Genomic DNA, 25,187 nt, shown 5'->3' on the forward strand with positions numbered 1-25,187 from the left:
CCTGCGGGACGGAAGGGCCTTTTTCTTTGACCCCATGCTTCGTCATTGCGAGCGCAGCGAAGCAATCCAGGGCCGCGTAAACCGCCCTGGATTGCTTCGCTGCGCTCGCAATGACGAAAGGAAAGGGCGGTTTACCCGCCGATCTTCTTCATTCGCACCGCGACGCCGCCCTTGAACAGCGCGAGGACGCGGCCCTGAACGGGCTGGCGGTCGAACGGGGTATTGCCCGCCGCCGCTGCCATCTTGTCCGAATTGACGATCCACGGCCGCTCGGGATCGAGCACGGCGATGTCGGCTTCGGCGCCGACCGCCAAGCTGCCTGCGTTCACGCCCAGCAGCTTCGCCGGGTTGGCGGCGATCAGCTCGAAGGCGCGGGCCATGTCGATCACGCCGTCGCGCACGAGGCTCATCGTCAGCGGCAGCAGCGTCTCGGCGCCCGCCATGCCGGGGGCCGAATCGCTGAACGGCAGGCGCTTGTCCTCCGGTCCTCGTGGATCGTGGCCCGAGGCGATCACATCGATGGTGCCGTCGGCGATGGCGGCGACCACGGCGCGGCGGTCCGCCTCGCAGCGTAGCGCGGGCGAGAGGTGGGTGAAAGTGCGGAACGCCCCGATCGAAAGGTCGGAAAGCATGAAGTAGGCCGGGCTCACCCCCGCCGTCACCTTCAGCCCGCGTGCCTTGGCCGCGCGCACCAGTTCCAGACCGGCGGCAGTCGTCACGTTGCGGAAGTGGATCGCAGCATTCGCCATCTCGGCCAGCGCGATGTCGCGGGCGATCGCGAGAGCCTCTGCCTGCGCAGGTGCGCTGGGGAGGCCCAGACGGGTCGCCATCTCGCCCGCCGTGGCGACGGCATTGCCGACGATCCCGGCGTCCTCGGCATGGGCGATGACGACCATGCCCAGCATCCCGGTGTACTGCAGCAGCCGCAGCATAGTGCCCGAATCGCCGATCCAGCGCCGCCCGGTGCAGACTGCCCGCGCGCCCGCATCGCGCATCATCGCGATCTCGGCGAGCGCCTTGCCCTCCAGCCCCTGCGTCGCGGCGGCGAGCGGATGGACCCAGAAGTCCGGCTTGCCCGACTGCGCTGCGAACCGCACCCGCGCCGAGACGTCGAGCGGCGGGTTCTGGTCAGGCATCAGCGCCGCGCGGGTGATCCCGCCGAAGTGGAACGCGGGCTTGTCGATCGCGAAGACGCCGATGTCGACGAGGCCCGGCGCAACGATCTGGCCGCGCGCGTCATGCACGGTGTCGCCGTCCTGCGCGGCGACTTCGGCGCCGATCGCGGTGATGAATCCGCCCTCGCAGCGCACCGCGCCGCTCTGGATCGATCCGTCGGCCAGCAGCAGGCGGCCGCCCGTGACGGTCAGGGGTGCGTGAAGGCTCATGCCCAGCCCTCCATCTTGCGACCTTTTCGGGTGAGGACATCGAGGCAGGCCATGCGGATCGCCACGCCCATCTCGACCTGCGTGGTGATCATCGAGCGCTCCACATGGTCGGCCACGTTGCTGTCGATCTCGACGCCGCGATTCATCGGGCCGGGGTGCATGACCAGCGCGTTCGATTCGGCCAGTTCCAGCCGGTCGAGCGTCAGCCCGTAGAGGTGGCGATATTCGCGCGGGGAGGGGATGAACTGGCCTTCCATGCGCTCCATCTGCAGGCGCAGCATCATGACGACGTCCGCGCCCTTCAGCGCCGCGTCGAAGTCATGGAACACCGTCACGCCCATCTGCTCGATATCTGCGGGCATCAGCGCGGGCGGCGCGCAGACCCGCACGTCGGCGCCCAGCGAGGCGAGGCACAGGATGTTGGAACGCGCCACGCGGCTGTGCAGGATGTCGCCGCAGATCGTCACGCGCAGCCCGTTGAAGGCGCGCTTGGCCTGCCGGATCGTCAGCGCATCGAGCAGCGCCTGCGTCGGGTGCTCGTGCTGGCCGTCCCCGGCGTTGAGCACCGGGCAGTCCACCTTGTCCGCGATCAGCTGCACCGCGCCCGAGGAGGCGTGGCGGATGACGATGGCATCGGCGCGCATGGCGTTGAGCGTCATCGCCGTGTCGATCAGCGTCTCGCCCTTCTTCACGCTGGAGGTGGCGACCGCCATGTTCACGACGTCGGCGCCGAGGCGCTTGCCCGCGATTTCGAAGCTCAGCAGCGTGCGCGTCGAGTTCTCGAAGAAGGCGTTGATGATGGTGAGACCGGAAAGCAGCTCGACCCGCTTCTGCGCGCCCCGGTTCATTTCGACCCACTGTTCCGCCTCGTCGAGCAGGAACCAGATCTGGTGCGGGGCTAGCCCTGCGATGCCCGTGAGGCCGCGATGCGGAAAGGCGAGAGCGCCTGCCGGATAGGTGTATTCTGGAGGTGTCATTAAAGACCACGCCATAGGCGGGGAGCCGGGGGTGAGCAAGGGCGATCCAGCCATTCCTCCCCCGATGCGAAAAGGAATGGAACCGCTTTGGTGCCCGCCCCTTTCCCATTCCGCACCGCAGCAGGTAAGGCTGCATGCGAAAGGCAGGTCGATACATGAGATTCGCGCGCAAGGTCTGGAAGTTGCTGGTCGCCGTGAAGGATGCGCTGGCGCTGCTGTTCCTGCTGGCTTTCTTCGGGGTGATCTACGCCGCGCTCTCGGCGCGGCCGGTCGGCGGCAAGGTGGAGAACGGGGCGTTGCTGCTCGAACTCGACGGCACCGTGGTCGAGGAGAAGAGCAAGGTCGATCCGCTTCAGCTGCTCACCTCCGGGGGCGAGCAGGTCCATGAATTCCAGGCCCGCGACGTCGAGCGGGCGCTGCGGCTGGCGGCGAGCGACAAGCGGATCAAGGCGGTCGTCCTCGACCTCTCGCGCTTCATGGGCGGGCGCTACGTCCACCTGCATGATATCGGCGCGGCCATCGACGAAGTCCGCAAGGCGGGCAAGCCGGTGCTGACTTTCGCCAACCTCTATGCCGATGACGGCGTGCAGCTGGCGGCCCACGCCAGCGAGGCCTGGGTCGATCCCATGGGCGGCGCCTTCGTGGCGGGACCGGGCGGCAACCTGCAGTTCTACAAGGGGCTTTTCGACAAGTACGGGGTCAACGCGCATGTCTACCGCGTCGGCACCTACAAGTCGGCGGTCGAGCCCTACATGCGCACCGACCTCTCGCCCGAGGCGCGCGAGGACTTCAAGCTGATCCTCGATTCGCAGTGGAACGCCCTGCGCGCCGAGATCGCGAAGGCGCGGCCCAAAGCGCAGCTCGATCGCATGGTCGCGGACCCGGTCGGCTGGAACAAGGCCCACGGCAACGACATGGCCGAGGCCGCGAAGGCGGCAGGCCTGATCGACCGCATCGGCGACCAGACCGAGTTCGAGGCCCGCGTCGAGAAGCTGGTGGGCGAAACCACGATCGGCCATTCGGACAAGGATGCGCCGGACTACGCGCATACCGGGCTGGCAACCTGGCTGGCGGCGAACCCGGTGAAGGGGGAGGGCGCCAAGATCGGCGTCGTCACCATCGCCGGAGAGATCGTCGATGGTGAGGCTGGTCCCGGCACGGCGGGCGGCGACCGCATCGCCGCGCTGCTCGACGAGAACCGCGAAGAGGGCATGAAGGCGCTGGTCGTGCGGATCGATTCGCCGGGAGGCTCGGTCATGGCGTCGGAGCGCATCCGCCGCGCGATCCAGCGCTGGCGCGATGCCAAGATCCCGGTCGTGGTGTCGATGGGCACGATGGCGGCGAGCGGCGGCTACTGGGTCTCGACGCCCGGCCAGCGCGTGTTCGCGGAGCCCGCGACGATCACCGGCTCGATTGGCGTCTTCGCCTTCGTGCCCAGCTTCGAGAAGACGCTGGCGGACTTCGGCGTGACCAGCGACGGGGTGCGTTCGACGCCGCTGGCGGGGCAGCCGGACATTCTCGGCGGCTTCACGCCCGAGGTGGAGGCGATGCTGCAGGGCTCGGTGGAGAGCATCTACGGCAAGTTCCTCGGCATCGTCGGCAAGGCGCGCGGCAAGACGCCGCAGCAGGTCGACGCGATCGCTCAGGGCCGGGTGTGGCCGGGTGCGGACGGGCAGCGGCTCGGCCTCGTCGACCAGATGGGCGGGCTGGATGATGCGCTGGCCTATGCGGCGAAGCTGGGCGGCGTGGGCAACGGCAAGTGGCAGGCGGTCTATCTGGAGGAACCGGAGGATTCGTTCAGCGCCTTCGTGCAGAGCATGACGTCCGGTTCGCAGGAGCAGGCGGCAGCTTACGACTTCGCCGGGCTGGTGGCGCAGCGCCAGCGGCTGCAGATGGCGCAGGCGGTGGCGCGGCTCGACGGTGTGCTGGGCGCGCAGGGCGTGCAGGCATATTGCCTCGCCTGTGCGGCGGGGCCGGACTATCGCGCTGTGGTGAAGCCGGTGGGCGAGGGTTCGACCGTGGCGATGCTCGCGCGGCTGGCGGGATGGAAGTAGGCTGACAGGGCGGCGCGCGGCCCTTCGACAAGCTCAGGGCGAGCGGGGTTGGGTAATGCCTTTTCCCGCTTACGCTTTCCTCTCCCCGCTCATGTCCGAGCACGAGCGGAGGCACCCACACATCATTCATTGCGAGCGCAGCGAAGCAATCCAGGGCGGCGTTCAACTGCCCTGGATTGCTTCGCTGCGCTCGCAATGACGATGTGTAGCTCGATCCGGTGACGAAATGAGCCTCAATCCGGCGGCGGCAGTTCCACCGGCGCCTCATCGGGCTGGTCGAAGTCCGGACCCTGCGGCGGCGTCTCATCCGGACCGCCGGGAACGCCGGGGTCGTTTCCGGGGGTCGGGATTTCCGCAGGCGTGTCGCCGGGGCTGTAGACGGGTGGCTGGGTGGCCATGGTGATCTCGCTCCTCTCGCCCCCTCGCACACATAACCCGGCGTGGAGGCGATCCGTTCCGTGACACCATAGCGACTCGTCGCACTTGCCCTTTTCTCCGGCTGCCATTAATGGCCCGTCCCTTGAGTTTCAGGCTACACTCATGCGGGCGTGGCGGAATTGGTAGACGCGCTGGTTTTAGGTACCAGTATCGAAAGATGTGGGGGTTCGAGTCCCTTCGCCCGCACCAATCCGTCACCTGTGCGAGGGTAGGCCACGGTAATGCTGGCCGAGAGGCCCTTTGGATTGCACAGGAAGGCATCGAAATGCAGATTGTCGAGACGACCAACGAGGGCCTGAAGCGCGCCTACACGGTCACCATCCCCGCCGCCACCATCACCTCCAAGGTCGAGGGTGAGGTCAAGAAGATCGCTCCGCAGGTGCGCATGCCCGGCTTCCGCGCCGGCAAGGTTCCCGCGAACCTCGTCAAGAAGCTGCACGGCCCGGCGATCCACCAGGAAGCGCTGAACACCTCGATCCGTGAAGCCATGGACAAGCTGGTGGCCGACAACGCCCTGCGCCCCGCCATGAACCCCGACGTCAAGCTGACCGACGGCTATGAAGAGGGCAAGGACGCCGAGCTGACCGTCAGCCTCGAAATCCTCCCCACCATCGCCGCGCCCTCGCTCGACGGCCTGAAGCTCGACAAGCTGACCGTGCCCGTCTCGGATGAAGCCGTGACCGAAGCGGTCGCGAACATCGCCAAGCAGCAGCAGCGCTTCGAGACCAAGGACGGCGAGGCCGCCGAGGGCGATCAGGTCATCATCGACTTCACCGGCAAGCTCGACGGCGTCGAGTTCGACGGCGGCAAGGCCGAGAAGGCCCCGCTGGTGATCGGCGCTGATCGCTTCATCCCGGGCTTCGAAGAGCAGCTCAAGGGCATCAAGGCCGGTGACGAGCGTACGATCACCGTGACCTTCCCCGAGGACTACCCGGCCGAGAACCTCGCCGGCAAGGAAACCACCTTCGACATCGTCGCGCACGAAGTGAAGGCGCCCGCCGAATCGAAGCTCGACGACGACTTCGCCAAGGAACTGGGTCTTGAGAGCCTGGAGCAGCTCACCGGCCTGCTGCGCGGCCAGCTGGAGCAGGAAACTGCCGGCCTGACCCGCACCGCCATGAAGCGCTCGCTGCTCGATCAGCTGGCCGCCGGCCATGACTTCGACGTGCCGCCGACCATGGTGGAAGCCGAATTCTCGCAGATCTGGCAGCAGCTGATCCAGGAAGCGCAGAACGAGGAAGACCCGGCCGCCGCGCTCGAAGAGATCGAGGCCGAGAAGGACGACTACCGCAAGATCGCCGAGCGCCGCGTGCGTCTGGGCCTGCTCCTGTCGGAAATCGGCCAGGCCAACGGCGTCGAAGTGACCAGCCAAGAAATGGGCATGCTGATGCAGCAGGCTGCGCAGCAGTACCGCCCGGAAGACCGCCAGCGCTTCTTCGAATACGTCCAGCAGGACCCGATGATGGCCGCTCAGCTGCGCGCCCCGCTCTATGAGGACAAGGTCGTCGACTTCCTCATCGAGAAGGCCGAAGTCACCGAGCGCGAAGTGACCCGCGACGAACTGCAGGCCGCGATCGAGGCCGACGCCGACGGCGAGAAGCCCGCTGCGGCCGCGAAGCCGAAGAAGGCTCCCGCCAAGAAGGCTGCGAAGAAGGACGAAGCGGAAGCCGCTCCGGCTGATGAAGCTGCCGCCGAGGAAAAGCCGAAGAAGGCTCCGGCCAAGAAGGCTGCCGCCAAGAAGGACGACGCTGAAGAGGCTCCGGCTGATGAAGCCAAGCCTGCCAAGAAGGCCCCGGCCAAGAAGAAGGCCGCAGCCAAGGAGGATTGATCCCTCCCTTGCGGTTTGACCGATAACGAAAAAGCCCCGGTGCATCGCTGCACCGGGGCTTTTTCGTTTCCGTCGTCCCGGATCAAGTTCGGGACGACGATAGGTTTAGTCCCCGATCTTCCCGAACGGCACCAGCTTGCGCGCCAATGCCGCCGCACCCTTGCCGTCGTTGGCGCGCAGCGAGGGTAGCACCGAGAGCGCCGCGCGCTTCATCAGGGCGTCGAGCGGGGTGGCCGCCTGCCCGGTCGCGGCGGCTTCGGCCCAGCGCCTCGCCTGCGCGATGTCGCTCGGGTCGTTGCGGATCTGCAGCAGCGCGGCGAGGCCGGGATAGAACGCCCGATCACCGCCGAGTGCAACCGCCTTGGCCAGCGCCGTCTCCCCCGCCGCAGTCCGCGCGCCGAGCGCCGTGCGCGCCAGGAACCCGCCGAGTTCATCCACCGCGCCGAGGTGCCATCCGGCGATCACGATCTGCGCCTCCGGATCGCGCGGATTGGCCGCCGCCAGCTTCTGGAACACGTCGAGCGAGGCCCGCACGTCCGAGCGGCTACGGGTCAGCTTGCCGCGATAGCCGATGGCGATGGCCCGCTGCAGCGTCGCTTCGTGATCGCCGGGACGCGCGGCGAGTATCTTGTCCGAAGCCGTGATCGCCAGCGCTACCAGCTTGAGGGCTTGGGCCTTGGTGGCGGTCTGGAAGGCGGCCGTCGTCAGCAGTTCTCGAGGGGTATCGGCCCGGGCGGCCGCCGGCGCCATGGAAACGATTGCACTCACGGCTAGCAAAGTCGATCGGTACACAGGGTCTCCTGCGATGCGGGAAAGGGCCACGATGGCCGAAGACGAGCGCGCCCGCCAGTCACTATCGTCGCGGCGCGCGCCCCGATCGTCCCGTTTTCGGGCTACTGCGCCCAGTTGCGCAAGGCCGGAGCGGTCAGTTTCGCGCTGCGCGACCGTTCGTAGGCGGCGCCGATACGCAGCACTTTGGCATCGTCCCATTTCCCGGCCATGAACGAAATGCCCACCGGCAAGCCCTCGACCGTGCCCATCGGCACCGAGAGGTGCGGATAGCCTGCCACGGCCGCCAGTGAGCCGGCGCCGACATCGACGAAGTTGTCTCCCAGCACCGGGTCGATCGGCCAGGCCGGGCTGGTTGTCGGCGCGACGAGGATGTCGACGTCATACTTCCTGAGCAGAGCGTCGATCCCCTCGGCTCCCGCGAGACGCTGCGCGTCCGCGCGGGCGACGGCGTAAGCGGCGTCGTCAGTGGCGGCGAGCGCCTTTTCGAACAGTTCCTGCCCGTACCAGCGTAGTTCCCCGGCGGCATGGGCCTGGTTGAAGGCGATGAGCCCGGCAAGGTCGCGCGCCGGGATAGTGGCCGGTGTCCCGGCCAGATAAGCGTTCACGCCCTCACGGAATTCATGGAGCATGATCGCTAACTCGGCCTTGCCCAGCCGCGCTTCGGGCTGAAAGTCGATCTCGACGACTTGCGCGCCGTTGCGCTTCATGTCGGCGAGCGCGGTTTCGAACAGCGCGGTGAGAGCCGGCATGTTGCCCACCTGACGGCGCAGCACGCCGATGCGCACCGCCTTCAGGCTGACCTTGCCGAGGCCTACCGTGAAATCGGGCTTGTGCCGGTCGGCATCGGCGGTGGCCGGATCGGCGGGGTCGCTGCCGGCGATCGCGTTGAGCAGCAGCGCGGCGTCGGCCACGGTCCATGCCATCGGTCCGGCGGTGTCCTGGCTCGAACTGATCGGCACGATATGCGTGCGGCTGACGAGCCCCACCGTAGGTTTGAACCCGACGAGGCCCATGACCGAGGCGGGGCAGGTGATCGAGCCGTCGGTCTCGGTGCCGATCGCCGCCCAGGCCATGCCCGCCGCCACCGCCGCGCCGCTCCCCGAGGACGAGCCGCAGGGACTGCGGTCGAGCGCGTAAGGGTTCTTCGTCTGCCCGCCGACCGCGCTCCAGCCGCTGGAGGAGTGCTCGCCGCGAAAGTTCGCCCATTCGGAGAGGTTGGTCTTGCCCAGGATCACTCCGCCTGCGCCGCGCAGTCTGGAGACCAGAGGCGCGTCGCGGCCGGTGGCGTTGTCCTTCAGCGCGAGGCTGCCTGCGGTCGTGGGCATGTCGCGCGTCTCGATGTTGTCCTTCACCAGGATCGCGCGCCCGGCGAGCGGGCCTTTGCCCTTGATGGCCAGCGATTCCGGCGGGGCTACCGCGACGACCGCATGGATCGCCGGGCCGCTGTCGTCGATCGCCTCGATGCGCTGGAGATACGCCTCCGGCGTTTGCTGTGCGGCGGCGGGGCAGGAGAGAGGGCAGGCGGCGGCGAGAATGCCGAGAACGAGAGTCGAGGGGCGGTACACTTCAAGGCTCCGGCAGGATAGAGCCCGGCACGATGGCGGAACCTGCAGCGAGGCGCCAGAGCGTTACTGCGAGCGTGTTGTTGGATTTGCGCGAGGGCCGATCGTCATTCCGCGGAAGACCGCGTGCGCTTTGGCCCCATCCACCGTTCATACTGAGCGGGGAGGGTGGGGCAGCTTTGGTTGGATAGCTGCCGTTGAAACGGCTTGAACTTAAACACCGCCTTCGCGGGAATGACGATAGATGGATGGCGGACGTGATCGTCAACGGGCAGCATAGCGTTCGAGCATCGGGGGCCGGTGAAGGCAATCGGCGAACCTGAAGGGTCGAGTGCATAGCGGAGCTACGTCCGACGCGTCGGGATGGAGTGGGTTCATCAAGATGATGTCCGCCTCTGGAAGAACCGCCGATTGTACCGCCACGATCAGGGACCGCCTTTCTGCTGCCCAGGCATCAACGAAGGCAACCTTACCCTCATCCGTAAGCTCATGGGGGACACGCTCTGCTTCCTGGCTTATCGTGGTCCACCCCAGAACAAAGTCAGCGTCAAACGTCTCAGGGGTCGCCTGTGCGTACCGCAAGGCCACAAGCACCGCCAGCCCGGCGTCGCTGGCGAAGTTCACCAGAGGCGTGCCCGGAGAAGAGTAGCGGCCGCCCAGCTTCGCTGCTCCTGCGCCATTGAGCGCGACGTGTTCTGGACGCGTAAGCCGCCATACCTTCATCATTTGAGGATTAGCAGGCCACTCACCAGTTTCAACCGTGGCAAGCGGGCTCCTGGGCATGAGCCGCATGTCCGCGAATGCCGAAACGGGGGCGCTTCCCGAAAGCCAGCTTTCCTACACGCGGCCTACTCCGATACTTTGCGCCGATGCCCAGTCTGATCACCTCACACCGCACAAGGTTACACCGCAAGGTGACACTTCCGCCTCATAAGGTGACACCTTCCCGGCCCAAGGTGACACCGTTTCTCCCTGGACAGTGTAAACCGTGTAAACCTGCGTCACCTTGTGCACCTCGGGCAGCGCGCCCGGCGGCTTCTCCCCCGTCCATTCACGCCTGATAGGTTAACCCCCTTGAACATCGCGCATTGCCACGCGACATAGGCGAGGCAAAATCGCAAAGAGGACTCCCATGCTCGACCTGTTCGGCGCTTCGAACGCCCAAGGAAAGTTCACCACCGATCCCGTGACGGGCGCACTCGTGCCGATGGTCGTCGAGCAGACCAGCCGCGGCGAACGTTCGTTCGACATCTACTCGCGCCTGCTGCGTGAGCGCATCGTGTTCATCACCGGCCAGGTGGAAGACCACATGGCCTCGCTCATCGTCGCGCAGCTGCTGTTCCTGGAATCGGAAAACCCGACCAAGGACATCTCGATGTACATCAACTCGCCGGGCGGCGTGGTGACGGCCGGCATGGCGATCCACGACACCATGCAGTACATCAAGCCGCGCGTCTCGACCGTGTGCATCGGCCAGGCCGCCTCGATGGGCAGCTTCCTGCTCGCCGCAGGGGAACCGGGCATGCGCATCGCGCTGCCGAACGCGCGCATCATGGTCCATCAGCCCTCGGGCGGCGCGCAGGGCATGGCCAGCGACATCGAGATCCAGGCGCGCGAAATCCTGCGCATGCGCCGCCGCCTGAACGATCTCTACGTGAAGTACACCGGCAAGTCGCTCGACGAGATCGAGAAGGCGATGGACCGCGACACGTTCCTCGAAGCTGACGAAGCGCTGGCATTCGGCCTCGTCGACAAGGTCTTCGAGACCCGCCCCGACGGCGACAAGCCGGCGGAAGCGTAACGTCCTGAAGCGGGACCGGCGCCTTCAGTCTCCGTCAAGCATTTGGCGGTAGGATTGCAAAGCCGGTCCCGGGCAGGCTAGAGTGAGCGAGTCGCCTCGGTTGGAGGCTAAAGACGGAAAATGACGAAATTGAGCGGATCTGACGCGAAAAGCACCCTATACTGCAGCTTCTGCGGTAAGTCGCAGCATGAAGTGCGCAAGCTGATCGCGGGCCCAACGGTGTTCATCTGTGATGAATGTGTCGAGCTTTGCAACGACATCATCCGCGAAGAAACCAAGGCGGGCATTGCCGGTCGCAAGGAAGGCGAGATCGTCTCCCCGCGCGACATCTGCGAGATGCTGAACGACTACGTGATCGGCCAGGAACGCGCCAAGCGCGTCCTGTCGGTGGCTGTCCACAACCACTACAAGCGCCTCAAGCACAGCGGCAAGCAGGGCGACGTCGAGCTGTCGAAGTCGAACATCCTGCTGGTCGGGCCGACCGGTTCGGGTAAGACGCTGCTCGCGCAGACGCTCGCGCGCACCTTCGACGTGCCGTTCACGATGGCCGACGCCACCACGCTGACCGAAGCTGGCTACGTGGGCGAGGACGTGGAGAACATCATCCTCAAGCTGCTGCAGGCGTCCGACTACAACGTCGAGAAGGCGCAGCAGGGCATCGTCTACATCGACGAGATCGACAAGATCAGCCGCAAGGCCGAGAACCCGTCGATCACGCGCGACGTTTCCGGCGAGGGTGTGCAGCAGGCGCTGCTCAAGCTGATGGAAGGCACCACCGCCTCGGTTCCGCCGCAGGGTGGCCGCAAGCATCCGCAGCAGGAATTCCTGCAGGTGGACACGACCAACATCCTGTTCATCTGCGGCGGCGCTTTCGCGGGCCTCGACAAGATCATTGCCGACCGCCTGCAGAAGCGTTCGATCGGCTTCGGCGCGCATGTCGCCGATCCGGACAAGCGCCGCGTGGGCGAACTGCTCCAGAAGGCGGAGCCGGAAGATCTCCTCAAGTTCGGCCTGATCCCCGAATTCGTCGGCCGCCTGCCGGTGATCGCGACCCTCAACGACCTCGACATCGAGGCGCTGGTCAAGATCCTCAAGGAACCGAAGAACGCGCTGATCAAGCAGTATGCGCGCCTGTTCGAGCTGGAAGACGTGGAGCTGACCTTCACCGACGACGCGCTGGAAGCGATCGCCAAGAAGGCGATCGAGCGCAAGACCGGCGCGCGCGGCCTGCGTTCGATCGTGGAAGGGCTGCTGCTCGACACCATGTTCGACCTGCCGACCGAGCGCGACATCGCCGAAGTCGTCGTCGACAAGGACGTGGTCGAGGGCCGCAAGGAACCCGTCCGCGTGCTCAAGGGTGACAAGGCGGAAGCTGCGGCCTGACGGCTCCGGTCCCCGCATCGCAAATACCACAAGGCCCGGTCGGTTCGCTGACCGGGCCTTGTGTCGTTGGGGGTCTTTGTCGAGCGGGCGGAGCCAGGTGAAGCGCTATCTCTTCATCTGCAGCCAGAACCGACTGCGCAGCCCGACCGCAGAGCAGGCACCAACGCCGACGCCGAGGAACCGCTGACCGGAGAGCTGGTGACCTGGGCCGACGTCATCGTGGTTATGGAGAAGGTCCATCGCACCAAGCTGCAACAGCGTTTCCGGCGCTTCCTAAACGGGCAGCGCGTCATCTGTCTCGACATTCCGGACGACTTTGCCTTCATGGATACCGACCTGATACGGCTGCTTGAACGCAAGATGGCGCGCTACCTGCCGACGACTGCCGATCGGACCTAGATCCTCGCACGGATATCGCCCGGACGGGTGCCCGCTTGCTTGGCAACCCGCGATGGCCGCCCCACTCTGCGGCAAACACATTGGGGAGAGAGCCATGGCCGCGCGCGTTCCGGTTTCGCGGGTGATCCACACCATTCACGCCGTCGCCGACATTCATGCCGCCCGCGCACTCTATCAGGATGCGCTGGGCGGACTGGTCTTTGCGGAGAACTACTTCCCCGCCGAGGACCGCGACGCCGCGCTGCTCTACGTCACCGACCACATGGTCGAACCGATGGCGCCGCGCCGCTTGGACGACCTCACCAAGCCCTTCGCCCGCCAGTTCGCCCGGATCGGGCAGGCGTTCCACTCGTTCGAGATCAAGGTGGCGGACGGCAAGGCAGCCAGCGCCGCCTTCCGGGAAGCGGGCTGCACCGTCGCCGCCGACTACGGCGTGTTCTTCTTCGTGAAGCCCGAATCGACCGGCGGCGTCCTGCTGGAAGTCTGCGAACTGCCGATGCCAAATGACCCTTGGGAACGCGGCAACTGGAACCCGCAAGTCGGTGCAGGGCACCACTGCACCGTTACCGGCCTCGACCACATCGCCTGCGCCACCGCCGATATCGAGACGGCGCTGCGCTTCTTCACCGAGGTCGTCGACGGCGAAGTGCTGGAGGACGCCCGGACCGAACTACCCCAACCCGCGCGCCGGGTCCTGCTGCAGGTGGGCGACACGCGGGTCGCCTTCGTGCAGCCGAACGATCCTGCCGGTGGCCCGCTCGGTGCGTTCCTGCAAAGTACGCAGAACGGCATCTATGCGCTCGTCTGGAAGATCGCCGATGCGGGCAGGGCGCGGGCGCATTTCGCGGACAAGCTGAAGCTGCGCGTGACGGGCGAGGGCTGCATATCATCCGGCTTCGCCATTGTCCCCGAGGACTTCCTCGGTGCGCGGCACGAATTCGTATAGCCTAGACGACGGCCTCGCTCTCCAGCGCGCAGGGGTTGTGGTCATCGGTCTCGACCTGGATGGTTGGGTGGCCGATGCCGAACTCATGCTCGAGGTCATGGGCCAGGGCATGCAGGAATCCGTCGCCCGGCTGTCCGCCGGGCATGACGAGGTGCGCGGTGAGAGCGGTCTCGGTCGTGCTCATCGGCCAGATGTGCAGGTCGTGGACGCGCGCGACGCCCGGCCGCGCCTCGAGGAAGGCGCGCACGCGCGGGCCGTCGATGCCCTCCGGTACACCCAGCATGCCCATGTGCAGCGAATCGCGCAGCAGGCCCCAGCTCGACCATGCGATCACGACGGTGATGACCAGCGAAGTCACCGGATCGACCAGCCCCCATCCGGTATACGTGATCAGCAGGCCCGCTGCCACAACGCCGACCGAGACCAGAGCGTCCGCCATCAGGTGCACGAACGCCCCGCGCAAATTGAGGTCGGACTTCGAGCCCTTTGCGAAGAGCAGCGCGGAAAGGCCATTAACCGCGATGCCGATCCCGGCGACGATCATCATGGTCGTGCCGCCAACCGGCGCGGGATCAGCGAGGCGCCGCACCGTCTCGACCAGGATCGCGCCGATCGCCACCCATAGCAGCGCTGCGTTGGCGATCGCGGCGAGGATCGACGAACTCTTCAGCCCATAAGTGAAGCGCTCTGAAGGCGGGCGGGCGGAGAGCACCGCTGCCGCCCAGGCAAGTGCCAGCGAGAGCACGTCCGACAGGTTATGTCCGGCATCCGCCAGCAACGCCATGGACCCGCTGAGGAAGCCCGCAATCGTCTCGGCCACGACGAAAACGAGGTTGAGCGAGACCGCGATGGCGAAGGCGCGTCCCGGGTTGGCCGGTGCCGCATGCGCGTGATGATGGCCATGCCCATGGTGATGTCCATGTGCATGCTGATGCCCGTGATGATTGTGACCTGCGCTCATGACCGACGAGTGGCACGAGTGCCCGACAGTCATCAAGCTATGACGTAACATCACGCCCGCATTACGTTTTTGCAGTGTTGCAGGTGCAGCAACACTTTCGCTTCCCCGTGACATTTATGCCGCAGCGCGATATTGAGCGCGTATCGCAATATGTTGAAATATATGCAATTTTTTGCCGTAAAGCGTGTTGTGTTACGCTAGTGTCACAAAATTTCACGTTTGCGCACGCAATTGAGTCCTCACCGTCAGAAAGTTGTCATATCCCGCTGCTCTTAGCAGCCGCAGCAAATGCGGCGTGGCTCAAGCGTTCGTCGCACATTGTGACCACTCCAGTCTGACAAGCTCAGGGGCATAAAATGAAACTCACCTCCCTCCTCTCCTCGGCGACCAGCACGATCGCCGTCGGCGCCGCCTTCCTTGCGGTTCCCGCTTTCGCGCAGTCGACCGGTTCGGCCGACTTCGACAACACCATCATCGTCACCGGCACGCACATCGGCGAAGGTATCGCCGGCGTCCGTACGCCCGATTCCCCCAAGGCGAAGGTCGAGATCGGCCAGGAAATCATCGGTTCGCAGCGCGCGGGCCAGTCGGTCAACGAGATCATCAACCTGGTCCCGGGCGTCAGCTTCACCAACAACGATCCCTGGGGTTCGTCGGGCGGTTCGTTCACCATTCGCGGCTTCGATTCCAGCCGCATCTCGCAGACCTTCGACGGTATCCCGCTGAACGACTCGGGCAACTACGCGGTCTATTCGAACCAGCAGGTCGACGGTGAGATCATCGAGCGCGTTAACGTCAACCTCGGCTCCACTGACGTCGACAGCCCGACCGCTGCTGCCGTCGGCGGCACCGTCAACATCAACACCAAGGTTCCGGACCAAGAGTTCGGCGTCATGACCAGCACGTCCTACGGCGATATCGTGGCGAAGGATTCGGGCGGCGAAGACCGTTCGTACCAGCGCTTCTTCGCCAAGGTCGAAACCGGTGAACTGAATTCGAGCGGCACGCGCGCCTATTTCACCGGCTCGTTCGCCCGCAACGGAGCCACCTTCGCCAATTACGGCAAGGTCCAGAAGAAGCAGTTCAACACCAAGATCTATCAGCCGCTCGGCGACAACGGCGACTTCATCTCGATTGCCGGCCACTACAATGAGAACCGCAACAACTTCGGTGGTTCGCCGTTCACCGCCGGGGCTTTCTCTGGCGACAAGTCGACGCGCTTCTATGATATCACCGGCGGCTACCCCTGCACCGTCGCTGCAGCAACGCCCGGCGTCGCCGACGCGACCAACAGCTGCGGCACCTCGTTCGAGCGTCGCTACAACCCGTCGAACACCGGCAACGTGCGCCTTGCTTCGCTGTTCCACCTGACCGAAAAGCTGACCCTGTCGGTCGACGCTGCCTACCAGTATACCAAGGCCAACGGCGGCGGCACGACCGGTGCTTACGAGCGTGAATACACCGCGAACGGTTTCACCGGCACCGGTAACTACGGTGGCAGCTTCTACTTCGGCCGTGATCTCAACGGTGACGGCGATCTGCTCGATCGCGTGACCCTGCTGCAGCCGAGCCAGACCAAGACCAATCGCTACGTCGCGATCACCAACCTGGCTTACGAGATCAACGACACGAACCGCATTCGTCTGTCGTACTCGTTCGATCGCGCACATCACCGCCAGACCGGCGCAGCCGGCTTCCTGAAGGCCAACGGCGAGCCTTTCGACGTGTTCCCGATCAACGATCCGCTGACCGATGATGCGGGTAACGTCCTGCAGAAGCGCGATCGTAATTCCTACGCGACGCTTCACAAGGTCGCCGCGGAATACCTCGGCCGCTTCTTCGACGAAGCCCTGACGGTTCAGCTTGGCGTTGCTGCCCCGTTCTTCAAGCGCGACCTTAACCAGAACTGCTTCACCACCAGCACCGGCGGCAGCTCGGGCGCGTTCGTGAACTGCGTTCCCGCCGACCAGGCCGCAGCCTACGCCGCTGCCAATCCGTACGTCTACAATGCGACCACGGGCAAGGCCACTGGCGCCGCTCTGCCGCAGTCGCGCAAGCTGAACTATGACAAGATCCTGCCCAACGTCGGCGCCACCTTCCGCATCACCCCGGAAGTCAGCATCGCGGGCAGCTACTCGAAGAACCTTTCGGTTCCGAGCACCGACACGCTGTACAACTCGTTCTACTTTCCGGCGAACGATCCCTCGTCGTACCGCACCCCGGAAACCTCAGACAGCTTCGACCTGAGCCTGCGTTACTCGACGCCGGTGGTCCAGGCCGCGCTGACCGGCTGGTACTCGTCGTACAACAACCGCCTCGTCACCGCGTATGACATCGACGGCAACGCGACCGACACCAACCTGGGCAAGGTCAAGAAGTACGGCGTCGACGCCAGCGTCTCGGTCCGTCCGGTCGAGCCGTTGTCGCTCTATGCCTTCGGTTCGTGGATCAAGTCGGAAATCCAGGACGATGTTGTTACGAGCGCCTGCTCGCCGACCAGCGATATCGGTCGCGCCGGCCTTTGCTACACACAGGATGGCGTGAACTACCTGCGTACCGCCGGCAAGCGTGAGCGTGCCGCTCCCGAATGGCTGTTCGGCGGCCGCGCGCAGCTTGACCTGGGTGACTTCCAGTTCGGTGCCCAAGCCAAGTACACCGGCTCGCGCTTCCTGAACGACATCAACGGCGAGATTCAGACTGTGAACACCGGGACCGACGCCGCGCCGGTCACGACCACGATCTATCCGGGTGCCAAGTTCAAAAGCTATACGGTGGTTGATCTCAACCTGCGCTACAAGCTGGAGAGCCTGGGCCTGGCCAAGAGCGAGATCCAGCTCAACGTAACGAACCTGTTCGACAAGTATTACGTCGGTTCGTTTAGCGGCGGTCTCGACACCCTGTCGAGCTCGACCAATGCGTTCGTGAACTTCGGTTCGCCGCGTGCGGTCAGTGCCACGCTGATCATGGGCTTCTGATAAACCTGATTCGGCGAAGGAAACAGGAAGGGGGAGGAACCGTTGGGTTCCTCCCCCTTTTCCTTTGCCTGTCGTGGATTTGTGGGTTTTCCGGCAATGGTGTGCTGCCTCGCCTGGAGAGAGGTTCAGGCGCGATCCGTTTTCCTACATTGGCGAGCGGGCGTAGAACGCTCGCATGAAAAATCGCCTGTCGATCTGCCACATGTGCGCGATGGAACGCGCCTGTAGCAAGTTCGAGTGCTCTGGCGGAGCGCCGAGCCGTGGGCAAGGTGACGCTTCACCCTCGCAAGGTGACAGATTCGCGCCTCAAGGTGACACCTTCTCGGCACAAGGTGACACTTTCCGGGGTAAGGTGACGCCTTTTCTCCCTGGACTGTGTAAACCGTGTAAACCTGTCACCTTGCAAGGCGCCGCCGGACACGCGCGCGCCGATGCAGTAGGGGTGGCCCTATTCGTAGACGCAGGAGTCGTAGCCGCCGCGCTTAACGGTGCCGATGCGGGCGGCGATCGTGTTGCCGTAGCGGCGCGTGAAGCCCGCCGGGTTCTTGACCGAGCGCGTCTTGGGGCTGGGCAGGGCGGCAGCCATGCGGCCCGCCTCGGCAGGGGAGAGGTTCGCGGCCGACTTGCCGAAGTACCGCTGCGCCCCGGCCTCGACGCCGTATGTGCCGATGCCGGTCTCGGCGACGTTGAGGTAGACTTCCATGATCCGGCGCTTGTCCCAAAGGTTCTCGATCAGGAACGTGAACCAGACCTCGAAGCCCTTGCGCAAGTAGCGGGTCCAGCCTTCGCCCTGCCACAGGAACACGTTCTTGGCGGTCTGCTGGCTGATCGTGGAACCGCCACGGATGCGTCCGCCGCGGGCGTTGCGCTCCATGGCCTTTTCGATCGCGTCGGTGTCGAAGCCGTTGTGCGTACAGAACTTGCCATCCTCGGCGGCCACGACGGCGGCGACCATGTTGCGGTCGATCCGGCTGAGCGGCACCCAGTCCTTGGTGATCCCGTTGCCATCGACCAGCATCGTCACCGTCACCGGCGGCGGCACGAAGCGATAGAGCATCGTCAAGCCCACGCTGATCGCAATGAACCACACGATGATCTTGGCAAGGAGACGCATGGACGCAGGGAGCCTCTGAAACGGTCGGGAAGCTTCTCTCTAGTCGAAATGCCCGGCATTGCGCCAGCATCGGCGCGCGCAACGCCCCGCCGATGCATGTATTCGTAATATCGACGTTTCATTTGCAGTATTGACAGTTCTCCCGGATACATCGTCGCATAAGAGGAACGGGAGAACAGGCGCATGGCGGCATCCTTCGGGTTGGGATGGAGGCAGGTCGCGGTCGGTTTCATGCTGCTGGCGGCGACGGGCATGGTGGCCGCGACCTATTCGATCGTCGCAGTGCCGCTGGCGCGTGAGTTCCGGCCGAGTCGCACTGTGCTCATGCTGGCTATGACGGTGATGTCGGGCACCAGCGCGGTACTCGCGCCGCTGCTGGGTATGGTGATGGACCGGTTTCCGCTCCGCCGCCTGATGGTGGCAGGCGGAGTGCTGCTCGCGTCAGGCTATTTGGCGATCTCGCTGGCGACGTCGTTCATGCACGTTCTGGTGGTCTTTGCAGTGCTGATCGCGCCCGCCAACGTGCTGACCGGCCCGGTGGCGATCACGGTGTTGCTCTCGCGTTGGTTCGCGCAGAAGCGGGGGAGGGCGGTGGGCATTGCAATCGCCGGGATTTCGGCGGGGGGATTCGTGTTCCCGTTGGTGCTCTCGGGGTTGATGGCCGCTTTCGAATGGCGCGTGGCGCTGCGGGCGCTGGCGGTGGTGCTGCTGCTTTGGATGATCCCGATGGCGCTGCTGGTGGTCGATCGGCCGTCGGACCGTGGGCTCAATCCCGACGGTGCGCAGGAGCCGCCGCCGCAGGCCCGCGAGGAACTGGCGCGCGCACCGATCTCGGCCCGCGCGATCCTGACCGATCCGGCATTTTGGATGATCGCTTTGACCGTCTCGATCGTGACGGCCGGGATGAAGGGAATGGTCACCAACCTCGCGCCGCTTGCCATCGACACGGGTGCGACGGCCGCGCAGGCAGCGCCGCTGATCTCGATCTACGCGGCCTGCGCCTTCGTGGCGAAACTGGGCTTCGCGGCTCTGGCCGACAAAGTCGGTCCAAGGGCGCTGATGCTCTGCGCGCTCGGCGGCTTCGCGGCCGGGATGGCTTGCATGACCCAGGCGCACGCCGGCTACGAGGTCATCGCCCTGGGGGTGGCGGTGACCGGGCTGTTCGGCGGGATGATGGTCCCGGCCGAAAGCTACCTCGCCCCCCGCATCTTCGGCCAGCGCGGCGTGGGCAGGGCGATGGGGTTGCTGTCGGGCGCGATCCTGCTGGCGATGCTGGCGACGCCGCCGCTGTACGGCCTGATCTACGACCTCACCGGCAGCTACACGGGCATGTTCTGGGCGTTCGCCGGGATCGCGCTCTTGGCGCTGCTCTGGGTGCCCATGCTGAGATTGCATCCTCGGCAAATGGCTAGAGAGGCGGCATAAAAAACCGGGCCATCCTCGCGGACGGCCCGGCCTCTCGTTATGACTTGATGCTGCGGATCAGGCCGGAAGCAGGCGCTTCTCGCCGGCGATGCGGTTCATCGCCTTCTGCAGCTTCTCGAAGGCGCGCACCTCGATCTGGCGCACGCGCTCGCGGCTGACCGAGTAGACCTGGCTCAGTTCCTCCAGAGTCTTGGGATCGTCGGTCAGGCGGCGCTCCGTCAGGATGTCGCGCTCGCGCTCGTTGAGCGAACCCATGGCCTCGACCAGCATGTCGTGACGCACCGAGGCTTCCTCGGCGTCCGCGACGGTCTCGTCCTGCAGCGGGCGGTCATCCTGCAGGATGTCCATCCACTGGCCTTCGCCTTCCTCACGCAGCGAGACGTTGAGCGAGGCATCGCCGCCCATCATCATGCGGCGGTTCATGTTGACCACCTCGGTCTGCGAGACGCCCAGCGTCGTCGCGATCTTGGCGACGTCGTCGGGGTGCAGGTCGGTGTCCTCGTAGGCGTCGAGGTTCTTCTTCATGCGGCGCAGGTTGAAGAACAGCTTCTTCTGCGCGGCGGTGGTGCCCATCTTCACGAGGCTCCACGAACGCAGGATATATTCCTGGATCGAAGCCTTGATCCACCACATGGCATAAGTGGCAAGGCGGAAGCCGCGTTCGGGCTCGAACTTCTTGACGCCCTGCATCAGGCCGATGTTCCCTTCGGAAATCAGCTCGGACACAGGGAGGCCGTAGCCGCGATAGCCCATGGCGATCTTCGAAACGAGTCGCAGGTGGCTAGTGACTAGCTGCGCTGCAGCTTCCGGATCCTGATGTTCCGAATAGCGCTTCGCCAGCATGTATTCCTGCTCAGGAGCCAGGATCGGGAACTTGCGGATCTCCGACAGGTAGCGGTTGAGGCTTTGCTCACCGCCCAGAGCCGGGACACTCGGCAGGTTTCGATTATTGCTCACGATCATCCGTCCTTTCTAGGTCGGTACACGGTCTAGGACCCTTCATAGGCGTCTTAGCTTGTGTCCACCTCTATACGTTAGCATGGATTTGCGATTTCAGTGTCGCAGTTCGTCGATCAGTGTCCGCATGTCGTCGGGCAGTGAGCTGGCGAAATGGACCCTTTCTTGTGAAACGGGGTGAACGAACCCGAGTTCCGCAGCGTGGAGCGCCTGGCGGGAAAAACCGAGTCGGGAGAGAATCGGTCGAAGCGGAGAAGGAGTTCGCCCATAGACAGGGTCTCCCAATAGCGCATGACCGATTGACGCCATGTGAACACGGACCTGATGGGTTCGTCCCGTTTCCAGCCTGCATTCGACGAGAGTGGCGCCGCGCAGCGCCTCCAGCGTGCGGAAATGGGTGACCGCGTGCTTGCCGCGCCCGTCCTCCACCAGCGCCATCTTCTTGCGATCGTGCGACGAGCGGGCGATCGCGCCGCGCACGGTTCCGGCCACCGGCACCGGCCTGCCGCCGACGACGGCATGATAGGCGCGTTCGATCGAGTGGTCGGCGAACTGGGCGGCCAGCCCTTCGTGCGCCTTGTCGGTCTTGGCGACGACGAGCAGCCCCGAGGTGTCTTTGTCGATGCGATGGACGATTCCGGGGCGCGCCACGCCGCCGATGCCGGACAACTGGCCCCGGCAGTGGTGGAGCAGGGCGTTCACCAGCGTTCCGTCGAGATTGCCCGCGGCCGGGTGGACGACGAGTCCGGCGGGCTTGTCCACGATGATCAGGTGCTCGTCCTCGTAGACGACGGCGAGGGGGATGTCCTGCGCCACCGCTTCGGCGGGCGCGGCCTCGGGCACGTCGATGGCAAACGGTGTTCCGGCATCCACTTTCAGAGATGCCTGCGCTACGGGCTTTCCGGCGAGCGAGACGCGGCCTTCACCCATCAGCGCCTTGATGCGTTCGCGCGACAGGCCGCTGACTTCGGCCAGGGCCTTGTCGATCCGGCCGCCACTGGCGACTTCGCCTTCGATGATGTTTGTAAGCGCCCCCATTGCGCGTAGGATTTGGGGATGATCGTCGAACTGACAAGTGGTGTTCTTGCAACATTGCATGAAGATGCGCGCAGGGCTGCTCCCGAAGAATGCTGCGGACTGTTGCTTGGGCGCGGTCAACGGATAGACGAAGCGCGGGCTGCGGCGAATCTGGCGGAAAATCGCCATGTTCACTTCGAGATCGACCCCGTCGTGCTGCTGGCGGCGCACAAGGACGCGCGGGCGGGTGGGCCGGAAGTGATCGGCTACTATCACTCTCATCCTACGGGGATTTGCGTGCCTTCGGCGACCGATCGGCAACATTCCACCGGGGATTCGCGCATCTGGGCGATCATCTCGGAGAGCGAGGTTGCTTTCTGGCGCGATAACGCCAATGGATTCGAGGCCCTGCCGTTCCGCGTCGTCGAATAGTGGGCCGCGTCAGAAGTACGAAAGAGCAGTCCAAGCCCATGACCACGAGTTCGATCGAACTTGCCAGCCTCCTGTGTTCGCGCCTTTGCCATGATATGCTCAGCCCGGTCGGTGCGCTGACCAATGGCCTTGAACTGCTCGCGGACGAGAAAGACCCGGAGATGCGCCAGCGCTGCTTCGAACTTCTCGACCAGAGCGCGCGGATTTCCACCGACAAGCTCAAGTTTTTCCGCCTCGCCTTCGGTGCGGCGGGCGGCTTCGGCGAGATGGTGGCGGTGAGCGAGGCCAAGGTTCTCGTCGATGCGCTGGTGGCGAACAATCCGCGCGTCACGCTGGCCTGGGCATTGCCGAGCGATTCGCTGCCAAAGGCGGCGATCAAGACGCTGCTGAACTTCGCACTGATTGGTCTAGAGGCACTGCCGCGCGGCGGTACGCTGGAAATTGCGGCCGAGTATCGCGACAATCACAGCGAACTGGTGGTGCGTGCTGCTGGTCCGCGCATCGCCTTCGACCGTTCGGTCGGCGCAGCGCTCGAAGGCGCTCTGCCTGAAGGCGAACTTTCGAGCCGTACCGCGCCTGCGGCGATGCTGCGCCAGTTGGCCGTGGAATTGAAGGGCAAGCTTCAGTTTGCGCTGGCGGACGATGCGCTGGTGCTTGGCGCGATGCTGCCAAGGGCCTGACGGGAAGGAGGCGCGACGAAGATGAACCGTTGGCTCGTCAATCGCACCGTCGCCTCCCCCAACTGGAACGAGCGCAAGCTGCCGATCACTATGGTCGTGCTGCACTATACCGGTATGAAGTCGGCCGAGGAGGCACTGGAGCGGATGTGCGATCCGGCCGCCGAAGTCTCTGCCCACTATATGATCGACGAGGAGGGGATGATCACCTCACTCGTTCCTGAGGACAAGCGGGCCTGGCACGCGGGCCGTTCCTACTGGCGCGGCGAGACAGACGTGAATTCGGCCAGTATCGGCATCGAACTGGTCAATCCCGGACATGAATGGGGCTATCGTCCGTTTCCCGAACCGCAGATGGACGCGTTGCTACCGCTGCTGGCGGATATCATGGACCGGCACGACATTCCCCGGGCCAACGTGGTCGCGCACTCCGATATCGCGCCTGCCCGCAAGCAGGACCCGGGCGAATACTTCGACTGGAACCGCCTTGGCGAACTCGGCCTTGCGCTGGAGATTCCCCAGGCGAAGATGAACCTTTTCTACGACAACCCCGGCGCCTTTTATCTGGCGCTGGAGCGGTTCGGCTACGACATCACCGACGGGCGCGCCGCCGTCACCGCATTTCAGCGCCGCTGGCGGCCGATCTTCATGGATGGCGAGATCGATGGAGAAATCGGCGGCATCCTGTTCGAACTGCTGTTGGAACGCGATACCGGCCGTGCTAGGTGACCGCCCGCGCCGGGGAGCCGGGCAGCCGCGGGGTCGCCAAGGAAACTTGGATGACCGCGAGGAAAGTCCGGGCTCCACGAAACAAGGGTGGCAGGTAACGCCTGCCGGGCGAGGGCGGTTTTCAGACCGTCCGAAGCCTAGGGAAAGTGCCACAGAGAGCAAACCGCCGATGTTTTCCTCGGAAAGCAGGTAAGGGTGAAAGGGTGCGGTAAGAGCGCACCGCGCTGCCGGTAACGGTAAGCGGCTTGGTAAACCCCACCCGGAGCAAGACCGAATAGGGGCTGCGCGCCGGCGTCTCGCGAAAGCGGGGGAGATCGGCGGGTTCGTTTCGAACCCAGGCAGCCCGGGTTGGTCGCTTGAGCGAGGCAGCGATGTCTCGCCTAGAGGAATGGCTGCCGCCGCGGCGTAAGGTCCCTCTCTTTGGGAGACCACGCCAGGAACAGAACCCGGCTTACAAGCTCCCCGGCGCGTTCAGGGCCTTGAAATTCCGGCTATTCAGGCAGCTTCGCTGCAGCCGGCGGCATTGTCGCTCGCGGTCAGGAACCAGCGGTCGGTTCCTTGCAGGCCGAGGGCAGTCAGCGTGCCGTGAAGGAATGCGCCGGTGTCGATGCCGATGCGATTGCCGCGCTCGTCCGGTTCCGGCGTGATCGTATGCCCATGCACCACGAAGCCCCCGAAATCGCCGCGATGGCTCAGGAAAGGCTCGCGAATCCAGCGGCAGTCGCGGCCGAGCTGGTGTTCGAGCGGTGTGTCGGGGCGGACACCTGCATGGACGAACACGTAGTCGCCTACGCGGTGCATCTTCTTGAAGCTGTCGAGGAAGTCGAAGTCGTCCTGCGGAATCGCCTTGTTCATCAGGCGCTGCATCTCTTCGGCATCGGCTGCGAGCAGTGTGTCCTTGTCGATACCGTAGGACAGGATCGTCTCCAGCCCGCCGAACTTGAGGAAACCGCGCATGGCATCGGCATCCTTGCTGGCAACCAGCAGCATTTCCTCGTGATTGCCTTGGATGAACTCGACCTCGCGCTCCTGGCCCCACTGGCGTGCGCGCGCCACGACCCCAGCACTGTCGTCGCCCCGGTCGATGAGATCGCCCAGCAACACGACGGTCGTGTGGGCACGTCCCCGTGCTGCATCGTCCCGCTCGATGGTGTGGATGAGATCTTCGAAGAGATCCGCACGGCCGTGGATGTCGCCCACGGCATAGACCCGTTCACCTGAGGGGATCGAAGGGGCTCGCCGTTGGTCGGCCCGGCCCATGAGCTTTCGTATCGTGTTCAGCATTTATTGCACTGCGGTATAAACCGCACCCTTCAACTGCACAACCCGTAGGAA

22 protein-coding genes, 1 tRNA gene and 1 other RNA gene are annotated in these 25,187 nt (G+C 64.8%); 13 read left to right on the forward strand and 11 right to left on the reverse strand.

Translation table 11 applies throughout. The features are described from left to right. Nucleotides 1–131: 131 nt before the first annotated feature. Together PKE80_RS24400 and PKE80_RS24405 are read right to left on the reverse strand one after the other, a co-directional pair. Nucleotides 132–1,385 carry a dihydroorotase gene (locus PKE80_RS24400; protein ID WP_271184701.1) on the reverse strand — a complete coding sequence of 418 codons (1,254 nt, stop codon included), beginning with the start codon at nucleotides 1,383–1,385 and terminating at the stop codon, nucleotides 132–134. Beyond that, a complete protein-coding gene (locus PKE80_RS24405; RefSeq protein ID WP_271184702.1) occupies nucleotides 1,382–2,362 on the reverse strand; it encodes an aspartate carbamoyltransferase catalytic subunit in 981 nt (326 codons plus the stop codon). The genes PKE80_RS24400 and PKE80_RS24405 overlap by 4 nt, the downstream gene beginning before the upstream one ends. Nucleotides 2,363–2,517: 155 nt before the next feature. Between PKE80_RS24405 and sppA the strand changes: the two genes are divergently transcribed. After that, a complete protein-coding gene (gene sppA, locus PKE80_RS24410; RefSeq protein WP_271184703.1) occupies nucleotides 2,518–4,416 on the forward strand; it encodes a signal peptide peptidase SppA in 1,899 nt (632 codons plus the stop codon). Nucleotides 4,417–4,649: 233 nt separating this feature from the next. On the opposite strand, the gene PKE80_RS24415 is transcribed toward sppA, so the two are convergent. After that, nucleotides 4,650–4,814, reverse strand: a complete 165-nt coding sequence (locus tag PKE80_RS24415) for a hypothetical protein (RefSeq protein WP_172705199.1) — start codon at nucleotides 4,812–4,814, stop codon at nucleotides 4,650–4,652. 144 nt (nucleotides 4,815–4,958) lie between these two features. On the opposite strand from PKE80_RS24415, the gene PKE80_RS24420 reads away from it, so the two are divergent. Next, nucleotides 4,959–5,043, forward strand: a tRNA-Leu gene (locus PKE80_RS24420). Between the two features lie 76 nt (nucleotides 5,044–5,119). Further along, the gene (tig, locus tag PKE80_RS24425; protein ID WP_271184704.1) at nucleotides 5,120–6,682 is read left to right on the forward strand and encodes a trigger factor; all 1,563 of its coding nucleotides are present in this window, start codon (nucleotides 5,120–5,122) and stop codon (nucleotides 6,680–6,682) included. A 105-nt stretch (nucleotides 6,683–6,787) separates the two neighbouring features. On the opposite strand, the gene PKE80_RS24430 is transcribed toward tig, so the two are convergent. From PKE80_RS24430 to PKE80_RS25375, 3 genes are all read right to left on the reverse strand, one after another. Next, nucleotides 6,788–7,432, reverse strand: a complete 645-nt coding sequence (locus PKE80_RS24430; RefSeq protein ID WP_271184705.1) for a hypothetical protein — start codon at nucleotides 7,430–7,432, stop codon at nucleotides 6,788–6,790. 143 nt (nucleotides 7,433–7,575) lie between these two features. Next, nucleotides 7,576–9,039: an amidase gene (locus PKE80_RS24435; protein WP_271184706.1), complete on the reverse strand. Its 1,464-nt coding sequence runs from the start codon at nucleotides 9,037–9,039 to the stop codon at nucleotides 7,576–7,578. 261 nt (nucleotides 9,040–9,300) lie between these two features. Further along, nucleotides 9,301–9,828, reverse strand: a complete 528-nt coding sequence (locus PKE80_RS25375; RefSeq protein ID WP_370424476.1) for an RES family NAD+ phosphorylase — start codon at nucleotides 9,826–9,828, stop codon at nucleotides 9,301–9,303. Between the two features lie 340 nt (nucleotides 9,829–10,168). Here PKE80_RS25375 and clpP point away from each other — a divergent pair, with 340 nt between their 5' ends. From clpP to PKE80_RS24455, 4 genes are all read left to right on the forward strand, one after another. Then, the gene (gene clpP / locus PKE80_RS24440; protein ID WP_008828343.1) at nucleotides 10,169–10,837 is read left to right on the forward strand and encodes an ATP-dependent Clp endopeptidase proteolytic subunit ClpP; all 669 of its coding nucleotides are present in this window, start codon (nucleotides 10,169–10,171) and stop codon (nucleotides 10,835–10,837) included. Between the two features lie 120 nt (nucleotides 10,838–10,957). Beyond that, complete coding sequence (clpX, locus tag PKE80_RS24445) at nucleotides 10,958–12,220, forward strand: ATP-dependent Clp protease ATP-binding subunit ClpX (RefSeq protein WP_008828342.1); 1,263 nt, start codon at nucleotides 10,958–10,960, stop codon at nucleotides 12,218–12,220. 66 nt (nucleotides 12,221–12,286) lie between these two features. Continuing rightward, on the forward strand, nucleotides 12,287–12,619 hold the full coding sequence (locus PKE80_RS24450; RefSeq protein ID WP_309299005.1) for a phosphotyrosine protein phosphatase: 333 nt from the start codon (nucleotides 12,287–12,289) through the stop codon (nucleotides 12,617–12,619). A 94-nt stretch (nucleotides 12,620–12,713) separates the two neighbouring features. Continuing rightward, on the forward strand, nucleotides 12,714–13,565 hold the full coding sequence (locus tag PKE80_RS24455; RefSeq protein ID WP_271184707.1) for a VOC family protein: 852 nt from the start codon (nucleotides 12,714–12,716) through the stop codon (nucleotides 13,563–13,565). Nucleotide 13,566: 1 nt separating this feature from the next. Here the strand turns inward: PKE80_RS24455 and PKE80_RS24460 are convergent, their stop codons facing one another. Further along, entirely contained in the window at nucleotides 13,567–14,526 is a 960-nt protein-coding gene (locus PKE80_RS24460; protein WP_271184708.1) for a cation diffusion facilitator family transporter, read from the reverse strand. A 356-nt stretch (nucleotides 14,527–14,882) separates the two neighbouring features. On the opposite strand from PKE80_RS24460, the gene PKE80_RS24465 reads away from it, so the two are divergent. Then, nucleotides 14,883–17,501 carry a TonB-dependent receptor gene (locus tag PKE80_RS24465; RefSeq protein ID WP_271184709.1) on the forward strand — a complete coding sequence of 873 codons (2,619 nt, stop codon included), beginning with the start codon at nucleotides 14,883–14,885 and terminating at the stop codon, nucleotides 17,499–17,501. 448 nt (nucleotides 17,502–17,949) lie between these two features. Here the strand turns inward: PKE80_RS24465 and mtgA are convergent, their stop codons facing one another. Then, nucleotides 17,950–18,615, reverse strand: coding sequence for a monofunctional biosynthetic peptidoglycan transglycosylase (gene mtgA, locus PKE80_RS24470; protein ID WP_271184710.1), 666 nt, complete (start codon nucleotides 18,613–18,615; stop codon nucleotides 17,950–17,952). Nucleotides 18,616–18,798: 183 nt separating this feature from the next. Between mtgA and PKE80_RS24475 the strand changes: the two genes are divergently transcribed. Further along, complete coding sequence (locus tag PKE80_RS24475) at nucleotides 18,799–20,040, forward strand: MFS transporter (protein ID WP_271184711.1); 1,242 nt, start codon at nucleotides 18,799–18,801, stop codon at nucleotides 20,038–20,040. A gap of 57 nt (nucleotides 20,041–20,097) precedes the next feature. Here the strand turns inward: PKE80_RS24475 and rpoH are convergent, their stop codons facing one another. Next, complete coding sequence (gene rpoH / locus PKE80_RS24480; protein WP_271184712.1) at nucleotides 20,098–21,003, reverse strand: RNA polymerase sigma factor RpoH; 906 nt, start codon at nucleotides 21,001–21,003, stop codon at nucleotides 20,098–20,100. Nucleotides 21,004–21,093: 90 nt separating this feature from the next. Beyond that, nucleotides 21,094–22,035: an RluA family pseudouridine synthase gene (locus PKE80_RS24485; protein ID WP_271184713.1), complete on the reverse strand. Its 942-nt coding sequence runs from the start codon at nucleotides 22,033–22,035 to the stop codon at nucleotides 21,094–21,096. Nucleotides 22,036–22,053: 18 nt separating this feature from the next. Here PKE80_RS24485 and PKE80_RS24490 point away from each other — a divergent pair, with 18 nt between their 5' ends. The 4 genes from PKE80_RS24490 to rnpB all read left to right on the forward strand — a co-directional run bounded on the left by PKE80_RS24490 (nucleotide 22,054) and on the right by rnpB (nucleotide 24,322). Beyond that, a complete protein-coding gene (locus PKE80_RS24490; RefSeq protein ID WP_271184714.1) occupies nucleotides 22,054–22,446 on the forward strand; it encodes a M67 family metallopeptidase in 393 nt (130 codons plus the stop codon). 38 nt (nucleotides 22,447–22,484) lie between these two features. Next, the gene (locus tag PKE80_RS24495; protein WP_008828332.1) at nucleotides 22,485–23,126 is read left to right on the forward strand and encodes a histidine phosphotransferase family protein; all 642 of its coding nucleotides are present in this window, start codon (nucleotides 22,485–22,487) and stop codon (nucleotides 23,124–23,126) included. Between the two features lie 21 nt (nucleotides 23,127–23,147). Further along, entirely contained in the window at nucleotides 23,148–23,852 is a 705-nt protein-coding gene (locus tag PKE80_RS24500) for an N-acetylmuramoyl-L-alanine amidase (RefSeq protein WP_008828331.1), read from the forward strand. 9 nt (nucleotides 23,853–23,861) lie between these two features. Beyond that, an RNA gene (gene rnpB, locus PKE80_RS24505) (RNase P RNA component class A) lies at nucleotides 23,862–24,322 on the forward strand. Nucleotides 24,323–24,347: 25 nt separating this feature from the next. Here the strand turns inward: rnpB and PKE80_RS24510 are convergent. Further along, the gene (locus tag PKE80_RS24510; protein WP_370424477.1) at nucleotides 24,348–25,136 is read right to left on the reverse strand and encodes a metallophosphoesterase; all 789 of its coding nucleotides are present in this window, start codon (nucleotides 25,134–25,136) and stop codon (nucleotides 24,348–24,350) included. Between the last annotated feature and the right edge of the window lie 51 nt (nucleotides 25,137–25,187).

It is taken from the genome of Novosphingobium resinovorum (assembly GCF_027922145.1).
GTDB lineage: Bacteria > Pseudomonadota > Alphaproteobacteria > Sphingomonadales > Sphingomonadaceae > Novosphingobium > Novosphingobium resinovorum.

What these genes read in the sequence shown, in the direction of transcription:
- PKE80_RS24485 (WP_271184713.1), bottom strand. Translation starts at nt 22,035, where the DNA reads ATGGGGGCGCTTACAAACATCATCGAAGGCGAAGTCGCCAGTGGCGGC.
- sppA (WP_271184703.1), top strand. Translation starts at nt 2,518, where the DNA reads ATGAGATTCGCGCGCAAGGTCTGGAAGTTGCTGGTCGCCGTGAAGGAT.
- PKE80_RS24475 (WP_271184711.1), top strand. Translation starts at nt 18,799, where the DNA reads ATGGCGGCATCCTTCGGGTTGGGATGGAGGCAGGTCGCGGTCGGTTTC.
- mtgA (WP_271184710.1), bottom strand. Translation starts at nt 18,615, where the DNA reads ATGCGTCTCCTTGCCAAGATCATCGTGTGGTTCATTGCGATCAGCGTG.
- PKE80_RS24400 (WP_271184701.1), bottom strand. Translation starts at nt 1,385, where the DNA reads ATGAGCCTTCACGCACCCCTGACCGTCACGGGCGGCCGCCTGCTGCTG.
- PKE80_RS24500 (WP_008828331.1), top strand. Translation starts at nt 23,148, where the DNA reads ATGAACCGTTGGCTCGTCAATCGCACCGTCGCCTCCCCCAACTGGAAC.
- PKE80_RS24455 (WP_271184707.1), top strand. Translation starts at nt 12,714, where the DNA reads ATGGCCGCGCGCGTTCCGGTTTCGCGGGTGATCCACACCATTCACGCC.
- clpX (WP_008828342.1), top strand. Translation starts at nt 10,958, where the DNA reads ATGACGAAATTGAGCGGATCTGACGCGAAAAGCACCCTATACTGCAGC.
- PKE80_RS24430 (WP_271184705.1), bottom strand. Translation starts at nt 7,432, where the DNA reads ATGGCGCCGGCGGCCGCCCGGGCCGATACCCCTCGAGAACTGCTGACG.
- PKE80_RS24415 (WP_172705199.1), bottom strand. Translation starts at nt 4,814, where the DNA reads ATGGCCACCCAGCCACCCGTCTACAGCCCCGGCGACACGCCTGCGGAA.
- PKE80_RS24490 (WP_271184714.1), top strand. Translation starts at nt 22,054, where the DNA reads ATGATCGTCGAACTGACAAGTGGTGTTCTTGCAACATTGCATGAAGAT.
- PKE80_RS24495 (WP_008828332.1), top strand. Translation starts at nt 22,485, where the DNA reads ATGACCACGAGTTCGATCGAACTTGCCAGCCTCCTGTGTTCGCGCCTT.
- PKE80_RS24460 (WP_271184708.1), bottom strand. Translation starts at nt 14,526, where the DNA reads ATGAGCGCAGGTCACAATCATCACGGGCATCAGCATGCACATGGACAT.
- PKE80_RS24405 (WP_271184702.1), bottom strand. Translation starts at nt 2,362, where the DNA reads ATGACACCTCCAGAATACACCTATCCGGCAGGCGCTCTCGCCTTTCCG.
- PKE80_RS24510 (WP_370424477.1), bottom strand. Translation starts at nt 25,136, where the DNA reads ATGCTGAACACGATACGAAAGCTCATGGGCCGGGCCGACCAACGGCGA.
- tig (WP_271184704.1), top strand. Translation starts at nt 5,120, where the DNA reads ATGCAGATTGTCGAGACGACCAACGAGGGCCTGAAGCGCGCCTACACG.
- rpoH (WP_271184712.1), bottom strand. Translation starts at nt 21,003, where the DNA reads ATGATCGTGAGCAATAATCGAAACCTGCCGAGTGTCCCGGCTCTGGGC.
- PKE80_RS24465 (WP_271184709.1), top strand. Translation starts at nt 14,883, where the DNA reads ATGAAACTCACCTCCCTCCTCTCCTCGGCGACCAGCACGATCGCCGTC.
- clpP (WP_008828343.1), top strand. Translation starts at nt 10,169, where the DNA reads ATGCTCGACCTGTTCGGCGCTTCGAACGCCCAAGGAAAGTTCACCACC.
- PKE80_RS25375 (WP_370424476.1), bottom strand. Translation starts at nt 9,828, where the DNA reads ATGCGGCTCATGCCCAGGAGCCCGCTTGCCACGGTTGAAACTGGTGAG.